This is a genomic window from Longimicrobium sp. (genome assembly GCF_036399255.1).
Classification (GTDB): Bacteria; Gemmatimonadota; Gemmatimonadetes; order Longimicrobiales; family Longimicrobiaceae; genus Longimicrobium.
This window is the reverse complement of record NZ_DASWNM010000047.1, coordinates 1-12,374: the sequence shown is the minus strand read 5'-3', so window position 1 is coordinate 12,374 and position 12,374 is coordinate 1. Positions and strand designations below refer to the sequence as shown.

Sequence of the window (12,374 nt, the reverse complement as noted above, 5' to 3'; positions counted from 1 at the left end):
GCGGAAGCCGGCATCCCGCTCCGCACGCACTTCCGCACCGACGCACTCACGCACTAACGCACTGCCCTCGTGGAACTGTCCCAGTACGCAGAGCTCTTCCTGAGCGAGTCGCGCGAGCACGTCTCCGCGATCAACCACCTGCTGCTCACCCTGGAGGGCGATCCGCGCTCCCGGGACGCGGTGGAGGGGCTGTTCCGCGCCGTCCACACCATCAAGGGCATGTCGGCCACCATGGGCTACCGCGCCGTGGCGGACCTGGCCCACGAGATGGAAGACCTGCTGGACCGCGTGCGGCAGGGGCGCATGACCGCCGACGCCCCCCTGATCGACACGCTGTTCGCCGCCTGCGACGCGCTGGAGCAGAGCATCGAGCTGGCGGTGGAAGACGGCGAGGACGACGGCACGGTGGCCCCCGTCGTCGCGCGGCTGCGGGCCCTGCTGGGCGGCACCGGCGCGCCATCGCGGTCGGACGCGCCCGCGCCGCCGATCGCGTCCGCCGCGCCGGCGGCCTCTACGGCTCCGGCCATTGCGTGGGCCGCGGACGAGGTGGCGGAGGCGGGCGAGGACGCGGCGATGCGGGTGCGCATCACCGTGGACCCGGGGTCGGCGCTGCCGGGGGTGCGCGCCTTCATGGCGGTTCGCGCCGCCCGCGCGCTGGGGACGGTGACCAGCCTGGAGCCGTCCGAGGCGGCCATGCAGGAGCCCGGCTTCGCGGGGACGGTGCGCTTCGTCCTCCGCTCCTCCGCGCCGGGGCACGAGATCGAGGCGGCGCTGCGGTCCGCGGGCGAGATCCGCGAGGTAGAGATCGCCGAGGGGCTGATGGACGCCCCCGCCGCCGCAGAGGAAGCGGCTGCCGCGGACGGCGGCGCGGCCGCGCAGGGCGGTGCGGCGACGCGGGCGCGCAACATCCGCGTGGACCTGCGCCGCCTGGACGCGCTGGTGAACGGCGTGGGCGAGCTGGTCATCGTACGCGACCGCATGCGCCGCCTTTCGTCCGTGGCGCAGCCGGAGCTGGCCGACGCCATCGACCAGGCGGCGCGCCTCATCGGCGAGCTGCAGGACGAGATCATGCAGGCCCGCATGGCGCCCGTCTGGCAGGTGTTCGACCGCTTTCCGCGCCTGGTGCGCGACGCGGCGCGGTCGCTGGGCAAGCGCGTGGACTTCGTGATCGAGGGCAAGGAGATCGAGCTGGACCGCTCGATGCTCGACGAGATCGGCGACCCGCTGGTGCACCTGCTGCGCAACTCGCTGGACCACGGCATCGAGTCGCCCGCCGAGCGCCGCGCGGCCGGCAAGCCCGAGACGGGGACGCTGCGCCTGTCCGCCGCCCGCGAGCGCAGCCGCATCGTCATCCGCGTCGAAGACGACGGCCGCGGCATCATGCGCGAAAAGGTGCTGGCCAAGGCGCTCGCCAACGGGCTCGTCACCCCTGAAGAGGCGCGGGGGATGAGCGACGACGACGTGGCGCGCCTCATCACCCGCCCCGGCTTCAGCACGGCCGAGACGGTGACGGACGTGTCGGGCCGCGGGGTGGGGCTGGACGTGGTGGCCACGCGGGTGCGGGCGCTGGGCGGGATGCTGGAGATCGCCAGCCAGCCGGGGCAGGGCACGTCGATGACGCTGCAGCTGCCACAGACGCTGGCCATCGTCCGCGCCCTCCTGGTTCGCCAGAGCGGCGAGACCTACGCGCTGCCCCTGACGCACGTGGGCGAGACGGTGCACCTGCAGCCGGAGGAGATCGGCGCGGTAAAGGGGCGCCCGGTGGCGTACCTGCGCGACGAGGTGATTCCCCTGCACTCGCTGCGCGCCCTGCTGAGCACCAACGGCACGCGCCCCGAGGGCAAGCGCGCCGCGGTGATCCTGGAAGTGGGCGAGCAGCGCGTGGGGCTTGAGGTGGACCAGCTGCTGGGCCAGCAGGAGATCGTGGTGAAGGCCTTTGACGCCACCGCGGATACGCTGCGCCTGTTCAGCGGCGCCACCATCCTCTCCGACGGCCGCCCCGCGCTGATCCTGGACGCCGGGAGCCTGCTGGGCGCGGCGGCGCACGCGGGGTAGGGCGACGGCGGGCACTGAGGGATTCGAACCCTGGACCCCCGGTGTGTAAGACCGGTGTTCTAACCGACTGAGCTAACCCGCGGCGCGCGTCCGCCCCAGGAGCGAATGAATTCGCCGCTGGAAAGGCGCAAAGTCCGCCTTCGCGGACTGCATGGCTGGTCTTGGGGCGCTTGAGAAAGCTCCGAGCTGCGTCCGCCGGCGCCCCCCACCCCGGTCCTCCCCCGCAAACTGCGCGGGGGAGGGTGACGCGAGACACGGGGCCCGGAGCGCGTGAAGATCAACCTCCCCCAAGGGTTTTGGGGGAGGTGGCGAGCCTAGGCGAGCCGGAGGGGGCGCCCGCGGACGCAGCGAGGAACTCTCCGGAGCGCAGTCGAATTCTCCCCTCTCCGTGAGGAACGAACGGGGAGGGGCCGGGGGAGGGGCACCCCCGCGGGCGCAGTGTGATGCCCTTCGCCGAGGCTCGATCCATCGGCTACCCAACCTCCCCCAGCAGTTTTGGGGGAGGTGCGAGCCTGAGCGAGCGGAGGGGGCGCCCGCGGACGCAGCCCGGACCCTGCCGGAGCGCGACGGAGTGATGGTGGTGGATACGTGGTACTCGACGGCGGCACTCGAACTGTACACGGGAATCAACGTCCGATGACGATCGACTTGCGGGACCTGCAGGCGGTGCAGCTGGACGGGCTTCGCGAAGTGTCGAACATGGGCGCGGGTCACGCGGCCACGGCGCTGTCGCAGATGACCAACACCCGCATCATGATCAACGTCCCCCGGCTGCAGGTGGTGCCGCTGGAGGAGGTTCCCGACGCCATCGGCAGCCCCGACGAGGTGGTGGCCGCGGTGCTGATGCACATGCTGGGCGACCTCACCGGCCGCACGCTGCTCATCTTTCCCCGCCCGGCCGCCATGCGCCTGGCCGAGATGCTGCTGCACCGCCCCAAGGGGAGCGCCACCGTCTTCGGGGAGCTGGAGCAGAGCGCCATCAAGGAGGCGGGCAACATCCTGAGCGCCGCCTACATGAACGCCATCAGCGACTTCATGGGGCTCATGCTGCTGCCCAGCGTGCCCTCGCTGGTCATCGACCTGTGCGGCGCGGTAATGACCACCGCGTACACCAACTTCGGGCACGAGCGCGACGTGGTGTTCTGCATTCAGACCGAGTTCCAGATGGCCAACGAGGACAAGGTGATGGGGCAGTTCCTGCTGCTTCCCGACGTGGAGTCGCTGCAGATCATCCTGCAATCCATCCGTCTGGCCTGACGTGACGGAACCCGCCGCCCCCGAAGCGGCCGCCCGGCCGCCCCACTCGGAGCGGGACCTCCGCATCCTCCGCGGCTTCGCGCAGCGCATCGACGCGGCCGACGCGGGCGCCCACAACAACCTGGGCGTCCTGTACTTCAACAAGGGGATGTACGAGGAGGCCATCGCCCAGTTCCAGCGGGCGCTGGCCATCGACCCCAAGATGCAGGTGGCCCAGCGCAACCTGGAGATCGCCTACTTCAACACGGGCTTCTACGACCGGATGATCAGCGAGCTGCGCGAGCGGCTGCGCGAAGATCCCACGGACGCGGACGCCCGTCGGCGCCTGGCCCAGGCGTACCTGAACACCGGCGACAGCGCGGGCGCGGTCGCCGAGCTGCGGCGCGTGCTGGCCACCGACCAGGACGACCTGGCCACCCTGATTCAGCTGGGGCAGGCCGAAAAGGCGGGGGGGCACTTCGAGGCGGCCATGGAATGGTTCCACCGCGCGCTGGCGATGGACCCCGACAGCGCGGTGCTCCACTTCTCCCTGGGCGAGCTGTACTACAACCGCGGGCTCAACGAAGAGGCGCTGCGCGAGCTGACGATCGCCATCGACCTGAATCCCGACCTGGCCGACGCCCACTACGTGCTGGCCTTCGTGCACGGCGACATGGGCGACATGGACCGCGCGGGCGCCAGCAGCCGCCGCGCCACGGTGCTGAACCCCAACTACGCCAAGGCCCAGACCAACCTGTCGCTGGACCGCTACTCGTCCGCGCGCTACCAGGAGCTGGTGGGCGGGCGCGTCCGCCGTCCCGAGGTGGCCGCCGGCGAGGTGCTGGCCCACTACAACCTGGGCATCGCCTTTCGCCAGAAGGGGCTGTACGAAGAGGCCCTGCGCGAGTTCACCCGCGCGCTCGAGGCGGGCGAAGAGCCGGGGCTCACCCGCCAGGCCATGGCGGAAGTGCACCTGCTTCAGGGCAAGGCGGGGCAGGCGCTGGACCTGTACGATCGCCTGCTGGCCGAGGACGAGCGCAGCCCCAAGCTGTGGAACGAGCGCGGCGTCTGCCTGCACCAGTCCGGCTCCATCGCCGACGCCGAGGTCAGCTACCGGCGCGCGCTGGAGATGGACCCGGCGTACGCGCTGGCGTGGAACAACCTGGGCGTGGTCCGGCTCCATCGCAGCGACCCCGACGGCGCGGAGGCGTCGTTCCGCGAGGCGGTGACGCTGCGCACGGGTTTCACCGACGCGTGGTGCAACCGCGGGCTGATGTACCTGCGCCGCGGCCGCCACGGCGCCGCGCTGGACGCGTACCGGGCCGCCCTGCGCGCCAACCCGCAGGCCGCCGCCGCGTGGAACGGCATCGGCGCGGTGCTGATGGAGACGCGGCGCTACGAGGAGGCGCGCAACGCCTTCGTCCGTGCGGTGGAAAGCGATCCGGACCACGCGGAGGCGCGCTACAACCTCTCCTTCGTCCTCTCCAACCTGGGCGACTTCGAAGGCGCGCTGCGCGAGACCAAGCGGGCGCTGGAGCTGAACCCGTACTACACCACGCCGCGCTACAAGCTGTCCATCGACCTGCAGTTCGAGTACGCCGAGGTGCTGGCGCCGGAGCTGGACGCGGCGGAGCGCATCAGCGGCGAAGAGCGCGGGGTCGAAAGCTTCAGCTTCGAGGAAGGCGCGCTGGACTCCATCTTCGCCGAGCTGCAGCCGAAGAAGGAGGATGCGCCCGAGCCGGCGGCGGACGCGTTCGCGCTGGCGGAAGACTACCTGAGCAAGGGGCTGCTGGACCGCGCGCTGGCGGAGATCCGCCGCGTGGCCGTCGCCGGGGCGGACCCGGTGCAGGCGGCGCTGCTCACCGCGCGCATCTTCCTGCGGCAGGGGCTGGACGGCGAGGCGCTGGAGCGCTTCGACGCGGCGCACGCGAGGCTCGAGGGGCAGGGCTGGACGCCGGAGCACGCGCAGGCGCTCTCCGGACGCGCCCGCGCCCTGCTGCGCCTGGGCCGCCTGGCGGACGCGCGCGAGGCGGCGGACGTGGTGCACGCGCGCGAGCCCGACCACGGCGAGAACCTGCAGGTGCTGGGCGAGGTGCTGCTGCTGCAGGGCGAGTCCGAGGGCGCCGTGCGCGTGCTTTCCCGCGCCTGCGAGCTGTCTCCCCGCGACCCCGGCCTGCTGCGCCACCTGGGCCGCGCCGCGCTGGCCGCCGGGCGGCAGGAGGATGCCGAGCGGGCGCTGCGCCGCGCCGTGCAGCTGGACCCCGACTTCGTGGCGGCGCGCGTGGAGCTGGGGCGGCTGCTGCTTTCCGCCGGACGGGTGGACGAGGCGGTGGCGGAGTGCCGCGCGGCGCTGGACGTGCTGCCGACGTATTCCGAGGCCGCGTACCTGCTGGCGACGGCGCTGCGCCGCGGCGGGCGCTTCGGCGAGGCGGTGGGGGCGCTGGTGGACCTTCTCGCGGGCGATCCGTACCACTTCGAGGCGCTGGTGCTGCTGGGCCAGGTGCTGAGCGACGACGGGCGCAAGGACGACGCGCGGCGGGCGTTCACGCGCGTGCTGCGCTTTGACCCCGACCGGGCGGACGCGCACTTTCAGCTGGGGGTGCTGGCGGCCGAGGAGCGGCGCTTTCGCGAGGCCATCGAGCACTGGCGCACGGCGGTGCAGGCGGACCCCGCCGGGCCGTACGCCGAAGGGGCGCGGCAGAACGTGGCGATGGCGCTGGACATGGCGCGCGTGTTCCACACCGAGGCGGGCGTGGGGGTGTAGCGGATGGCGATCGAAGGGCCGCTGCGCGAGCTGGCGCTGACCGACGTGTTCCAGCTGCTGGACCTGTCGCGCAAGACGGGAACGCTGAGCATTGCCCCCGAGGGCGGGCGTCACCGGCCGGCGCTGGTGCGCTTCGACCGGGGCGCCGTCGTGGGCGCGGAGCTGTCGTCGGTGCACGACCGGCTGGGCCACCTGCTGCTGCGTGCCGGCAAGGTGACCGAGGCGCAGATCCAGACGGCGCGCCGCGCGCAGCAGATCGCCCCCGGGCGCGCGCTGGGCACGGTGCTGGTGGAGCAGGGAATCGTGTCGGAAGACGACATCCGCCGCCAGCTGCGCTTCCAGATCCAGGAGATCGTCTTCGAGCTCATCCAGTGGAAGGACGGCTACTTCCGCTTCGAGGAGGGGCCGCCGGGCTCCAACGGCAACGTCTCGGTGCGCGTATCCACCGAATCGCTGCTGATGGAGGCGGCGCGGCGGGTGGACGAGTGGTCCACGCTGGAGACCAAGGTCCCCCACATGGGGGTCATCCCGGTCCTCGTCGCCGATTCGCCGGACGGGCCCACGCTGGACCTGCACCCGACGGAGTGGGAGGTGCTGGCCGAGATCGACGGCACCCGGCCGCTCAAGCTGATCGCGGCGGCGCTGGGGCGCAGCGACTTCGACGTCGCCAAGATCGTCTACGGCCTGGCCTCGACCGGCGTGGTGGACGTGCTGGAAGAGGCGCCGGCCCCCGCCGCCGCCGCCCCGCTGGAGCGCCCCCTGCGCGACGCCCTGGGCGAGGCGCAGCTGGCGCTGGCGGACGGCGCGTCCGACCGGGCGCGGCGCATCCTGGACGACCTGGCGCGGGCGCACCCGGACCGCGCCGAGGTCTACACCCTGCTCGCCGAGGCGCACCGCCGGCTGGGGCGCTGGGGCGAGGCGCTGATCGCGCTGGGCCGCGCGGCCGGGCTGGACCCGCTCGCTGGGCAGGTGCACTACCAGATGGGCTTCGCGGCGGCGCACACGGGCGACCTGCACCGCGCCCGCGAGGCGTGGGACACGTACCTGCGCCTGGACGACGCGGGCGACGCCCCCCGCCGTGCCCGTGCGGAGCGCGCGCGCGACGCGGCCGACGCGCTGCTGTCCGTGATGGACGAGGAGGGCCAGTGAGCGCCGCCACCCCGGCGCAGGTGCGCCAGTGGAGCGACGAGGTGGCGGCGGACCCCGCCTCCCTCTCGTTCCTCCCCCTGGCCGACGCGTACCGCCGGCAGGGGCGCCACGACGCCGCGCTCAAGCTGTGCATCCGCGGGCTCGAAAAGCATCCGGACCACGTGGAGGCGCACTACCTCCTGGGTCTCCTCTACCGCGAGGGTGGCGACGCGCTCAAGGCGTTCGACGAGTGGGACATCGCCCTGGCGCTGGACCCGGAGCACCACGGCTCGCGGCGCGAGATCGGGCTGGTGGCCCACGCGCGGGGCGACCATGCCGCCGCCGTCCGCCACCTGGAAAAGGCGCTGGAGAACGACGCCTTCGACCAGGAGGTCCGCGGCGCGCTGGAGGACGCGTGGGCAAAGTCGAAGGGTGCCGGCCGCGGCGCCCAATCCGCCCTGCCGCCGCGGACGGCGCCCGCGCCGGCGGCCGCGATTGCGAGGACGCCGGATGCCGCTCCGCCCGCCGCGCCGGTTCCGTCCGCGGTCCAGCCGATCCCGGCGGCCGCGCCGGGTGGAGCGCCGGGCGAGTCGCACTTCGACGCGGTGCTGGGGGAGTTCGACGCCTTGGCGGCGGAGCGGGGGATCGTGGGCGCGGTGCTGCTGGACGACCAGGGCTTCGTGCTGGCGGGGCAGATGATGGTGTCCGGCGTGGACCGGGGCGCGGAGATCGCCGCCGTGCTCTCCGGCGCGTCGTCCGAGGCGGGGCGCGCGCTGGGGCACCTGGGGCTGGGCGCGTGGAAGGGGATCCTGGTGGAGACCCCGGACGCCGTCGTGCGCCTGGCGCCCGCGGGGGAGGGGATGATCGCCGTCGCCGGGCGGCGCGAGGTGCCCACGGGGTGGACGCTGCGCGTGGCCGCCCGGGCGCGCGACGCGGCGCTGCGCTTTCTGGGCGCGGGAGGCGGGGCGTGAGCGCGTACGGGGCGCTGCTGCAGCGCGTCAACCGCATCACCGGCGTGCGCGGGTCCATGGTTGTGGCGGCCGAGGACGGGCTGATCGTCGAGGAAGACCTGATGGTCGGCGTCCCCGGGCCGGCGGCGGCGGCGCTGGTGGCCTCGCTCTTTCGCCGCGCGCGGCGGTCGGTGCAGGCGGCGGAGTTCGGGAGCGCGGCGTACATGCAGGTGGAAGGCGAGGACGGGCTGCTCTTTGCCGCCGCGCCGCCGCAGCTGGGCGACCTGCTGCTGGTGGTGATCGCGGAAAGCTGGACCAACGTGGGCCTGGTGCGGCTCGAGGCGCAGAAGGTGGTCGAGGCGCTGGCATGAGGCGCGGCGACCTGGCCGACTTCGTGGGCGCGCTGGAGGCGCCGGTGGAGCGCTTTGCGCGCGAGGCCGGGCTGCGGCTGGTGCTGCTGATCAACGAGAGCGGGCAGGTGCTGGCCCAGCGCGGCTTTGCGCGGGCGCTGGACGTGATGGGGGTGGCCGCGCTGGGCGCCGGCATCCACGCGTCGTCCCGCGCGCTGGCGGAGCTGCTGGGGATGGAGGGGTTCGGGCACCTGCACCAGGGCGGCGCGCAGGCGCAGGTGTTCATCGGCCCCTTTCGCACGCCGGCCGAGAACCTGATCGTGATCGCGGTGTTCGGCGAAGACTCGTCCATCGGGCTGGTGCAGGTGTTCTTCGCGCAGTTCACCGCGCAGGTGGCGGGGCTGCCGGGGTGGAGCGAGGTGCGGCCCACGGCCAATGCGCGGGCGTTCGAGCGGGACCTGGAAGCCGGGCTGGAAAACCTGTTCGGCGGCGCGTCCGCCTGACTGATAGAGGCTTATGTCGCTGGTCAACTACAGCACCCGCGAGATCACGTCCAAGATCGTGTACTACGGTCCCGGACGCAGCGGAAAGACGACGAACCTGCAGTACATCCACGGCCAGGTGCCCGAGGACCGGCGCGGCCGCATGGTGTCGCTGGCCACGGAAACCGACCGTACCCTGTTCTTCGACTTTCTGCCGCTGGACCTGGGGACCATCTCGGGGTTCCAGACGCGGTTCCAGCTGTACACGGTGCCCGGCCAGGTGTACTACGACGCCACCCGCAAGCTGGTGCTGCAGGGCGCGGACGGCGTGGTGTTCGTGGCCGACAGCCAGCGGGCGCAGCGCGACGAGAACGTGGAAAGCTTCCGCAACCTGCAGGTGAACCTGCTGGAGCAGGGCGTGGACCCGCGGACGATCCCCATCGTCATCCAGTACAACAAGCGCGACCTGCCCGACGTGATGTCGCTGGACGAGATGGACGACCTGCTGAACTACCGCGACCTGCCGCGCTTCGAGGCGCAGGCGCTGGGCGGCATCGGCGTCTTCGACACGCTCAAGGGGATCAGCGAGCTGGTGCTGCGCCGCCTGTCGCAGCGCTTTGGCCGCAGCGTGGCCGAGGCGGCGGCGGAATAGGCGGACGGATAGGTTACAGGTTACAGGGGACAGGTTACAGCAAGCCGCGCTCGGCAGGCCGTCGGGCGGGATTCACCCTCTTCCGCGCGGGGCGGGGGAGGGTGCGTGTGTCGGCGGGGTGGGGTGCGACCCGCGGGCGCCCCCACCGGCTCGCCCAGGCTCGCCACCTCCCCCGAAACTGCCGGGGGAGGTTGGGTGTGGGGCCGGTTTGCGGTTCGTCGATCGGGATCGAACTGCGTCCGCCGGCGCCCCCCACCCCGGCCCTCCCCCGCAAACAGCGCGGGGGAGGGTGACGCGATCCACAGCCTCCGGAGCGGGATCGAATTCTCCCCTCTCCGTGAGGAACGAACGGGGAGGGGCCGGGGGAGGGGCCCCCGTCGGGCGCGGTTCGGACTTCGTCGCCGAACCGCGATCATCTGTCCCCCCAACCTCCCCCAGCAGTTTTGGGGGAGGTGGCGAGCCTAAGCGAGCCGGTGGGGGCGCCCGGGGCTCGCGCAGAACCCAGCCGGCACGGGATCGAATTCTCCCCTCTCCGTGAGGAACGAACGGGGAGGGGCCGGGGGAGGGGCACCCCGTCGGGCGCGGTTCGGCCTTCGTCGCCGAACCGCGATCCATCTGTCCCCCCAACCTCCCCCAGCGGTTTTGGGGGAGGTGGCGAGCCTGGGCGAGCCGGTGGGGGCGCCCTGCCGCTCGCGCAGAACCCTCCGTCCTACGCCGCGTCCGGACGGGCGAGGGCCTCCAGGGCGGGGCCCAGGCGCGCAAAGGTGGTCTTGATCTCGTCCATCGACACCGCGCCCACGGAGAGGCGGAACCAGCCGGTGTCCTCCATCATCCCGAACGCCTGGAACGCCACCACGCCCAGGCCGGCGGAATCCAGCAGGTAGTTGCGGATGTCGTCGTTGGTGCGCAGCTCGGCGCCCGCGGGGGTGCGCCAGCCGTGCAGGAAAAAGCGCACGCTGAGGTAGATGGCGCCCATGGGCGGAATGGCCTCCACCGGGTAGCCCGACGCCCCCAGCGCCTGGACGCCATCGTACAGCGCGTGAAGGCGGGCCTGCACCTGCGCCGTCATCCCGGCGTGGTACTCGCGGATGGCGTCCGTGGCCTCCAGCACCCGCGCCGTGGCGATCTGCTCCGCGCGCGGCGCCCAGGCGCCCACGTGGCCCAGCACGCTCATCATCCGCTTCGTCACGTCCTCGGGACCCACGGTCCACCCCACGCGCACGCCGGTGGCCGCGAAGGCCTTGGAGATGCCGTCCACGAACACCGTGTAGTCCCGCATCCCGGGCCGCAGCGACACCGGGTTCACGTGCGTGGTGCCGTCGAACGTGAGCATCCAGTACACCTGGTCGTACATCACGTACAGCGGCCGCTCGTCCGGGCCGCGGCGCGCGTTCTCCTCCAGCACCAGGTCGCAGATCTCGCCCAGCGCCTCGGCGGTGAACGCCGTGCCCGACGGGTTCAGCGGCGAGTTCAGCGACAGCAGGCGCGCGCCGCGGACGTGCGGCTCCAGCAGGGCGCGGGTCGGCAGGAACGCGTCCTCCGCGCGGCACACGACGGGGATGCCCACCGCGCCGCTCATGTGCACGTAGTGGTTGTTGTTCCACGACGGCACGGGGTAGATCACCGTGTCGGCCGGATCCACCAGCGCCGTGTACACGGAGTAGATGCCGGGCCGCGAGCCGCCGGTGACCAGGATGGATTCCACCGGGTAGTCCAGCCCCAGCCACTGCCGGTAGAAGTCGCCCACCGCCTTGCGCAGCGTGGGCACGCCCTCGGAGGGCGGATAGTTGGTTTCGCCCTTCTGCAGCGCGTCCACGATCTCGCGCTCCAGCATGGGGGGGATGCGGAACTGCGCGGGCGAAAAGTCGCCCACCGTCAGGTTGCACACCTGGGTTCCGCCGGCCACCATGGCGCGGATGTCCGCCGCGATCTTCAGGATCTCGGACCCCACCAGGCCGCCCGCCATGGTCGATACACGCCTGTCGCTCATCTCCGCTCCGTTCTGGGCACACCGCGTGGTCAGGGACGCGCGGCAAACTATCGGCGGGCAGGGGGGGAGGAAAGGTGTCGGGCCCTCACCGGCGGCCTGAGAGGGTGTTGCCAAACCTGACCCCGTGATTGACTTCCTGAGGGAGGCGCCACTCCGTACCTCGCTTGTACACTGCACCCTGGCGCCGACGGAAGGACATCGCGGGCAGAACGACGGGGCTGGTTCCGCGGCATGGAGCCGGCCCCGCCTCGCCGGAGGGCAGGTCCTTCGGTCGCGCGCAGGCGGTTGTATGGAATCGGGTTACACGTAGTGCGCTCCCTCAGAGGGTGTTGTCAAACCTCCTGCGTGATTGACTTCCTGAGGGAGGCGCCGCCCTGTACCTCGCTTGTACACTGCACCTTGGCGCCGACCGAAGGACCTCGCCAGCAGAACGACGGGGCTGGTCCCGCGGCATGAAGCCGGCCCCGCTTCGCCGGAGAGCAGGTCCTTCGGTCGCGCGCAATCTGTAGTGTGACTTCTGGTTACGCGTATGCGCTCCCTCAGAGTGTGTCTAAGAATCCCCCTGCGCTCGCACCGATCTGTCATTTCGAAGGAGGCGCCACACCGCACCATCGGCTCGCACGAAATCCTGCGCGCCGACTGAGAAATCTACTGTCTGCTGCTGGTGCCCCGCCGCACCGCTCCGGCACTGGCTCTGTCCGCCCGTGTCGTAGCCGCGAAGCAGGCACGGCTACCGCGTCTGCCCTCCAGCAATCCGAAAGTAGATT

The 12,374-nt window shown here is 72.1% G+C and carries 9 protein-coding genes; 8 read left to right on the top strand and 1 reads right to left on the bottom strand.

Features of this window, described 5'->3' with window-relative positions; translation table 11 throughout:
• Positions 1 to 69: 69 nt before the first annotated feature.
• The 8 genes from VGC13_RS07885 to VGC13_RS07850 all read left to right on the top strand — a co-directional run bounded on the left by VGC13_RS07885 (position 70) and on the right by VGC13_RS07850 (position 9,617).
• Positions 70 to 2,055, top strand: coding sequence for a chemotaxis protein CheA (locus tag VGC13_RS07885; RefSeq protein ID WP_331124686.1), 1,986 nt, complete (start codon positions 70 to 72; stop codon positions 2,053 to 2,055).
• 636 nt (positions 2,056 to 2,691) lie between these two features.
• Complete coding sequence (locus VGC13_RS07880; protein ID WP_331124685.1) at positions 2,692 to 3,312, top strand: chemotaxis protein CheC; 621 nt, start codon at positions 2,692 to 2,694, stop codon at positions 3,310 to 3,312.
• Position 3,313: 1 nt separating this feature from the next.
• A complete protein-coding gene (locus VGC13_RS07875; protein WP_331124684.1) occupies positions 3,314 to 6,055 on the top strand; it encodes a tetratricopeptide repeat protein in 2,742 nt (913 codons plus the stop codon).
• Between the two features lie 3 nt (positions 6,056 to 6,058).
• A complete protein-coding gene (locus VGC13_RS07870; RefSeq protein WP_331124683.1) occupies positions 6,059 to 7,204 on the top strand; it encodes a DUF4388 domain-containing protein in 1,146 nt (381 codons plus the stop codon).
• On the top strand, positions 7,201 to 8,154 hold the full coding sequence (locus VGC13_RS07865) for a roadblock/LC7 domain-containing protein (protein ID WP_331124682.1): 954 nt from the start codon (positions 7,201 to 7,203) through the stop codon (positions 8,152 to 8,154). Before VGC13_RS07870 ends, VGC13_RS07865 begins: the two co-directional genes overlap by 4 nt.
• Positions 8,151 to 8,504, top strand: coding sequence for a roadblock/LC7 domain-containing protein (locus VGC13_RS07860; protein ID WP_331124681.1), 354 nt, complete (start codon positions 8,151 to 8,153; stop codon positions 8,502 to 8,504). The genes VGC13_RS07865 and VGC13_RS07860 overlap by 4 nt, the downstream gene beginning before the upstream one ends.
• A complete protein-coding gene (locus tag VGC13_RS07855; RefSeq protein ID WP_331124680.1) occupies positions 8,501 to 8,986 on the top strand; it encodes a hypothetical protein in 486 nt (161 codons plus the stop codon). The genes VGC13_RS07860 and VGC13_RS07855 overlap by 4 nt, the downstream gene beginning before the upstream one ends.
• A gap of 13 nt (positions 8,987 to 8,999) precedes the next feature.
• Positions 9,000 to 9,617: a GTPase domain-containing protein gene (locus VGC13_RS07850; protein WP_331124679.1), complete on the top strand. Its 618-nt coding sequence runs from the start codon at positions 9,000 to 9,002 to the stop codon at positions 9,615 to 9,617.
• Positions 9,618 to 10,326: 709 nt separating this feature from the next.
• On the opposite strand, the gene VGC13_RS07845 is transcribed toward VGC13_RS07850, so the two are convergent.
• Positions 10,327 to 11,607 (bottom strand): pyridoxal phosphate-dependent aminotransferase, encoded by a 1,281-nt coding sequence (locus VGC13_RS07845; RefSeq protein ID WP_331124678.1) that lies wholly within the window; start codon positions 11,605 to 11,607, stop codon positions 10,327 to 10,329.
• Between the last annotated feature and the right edge of the window lie 767 nt (positions 11,608 to 12,374).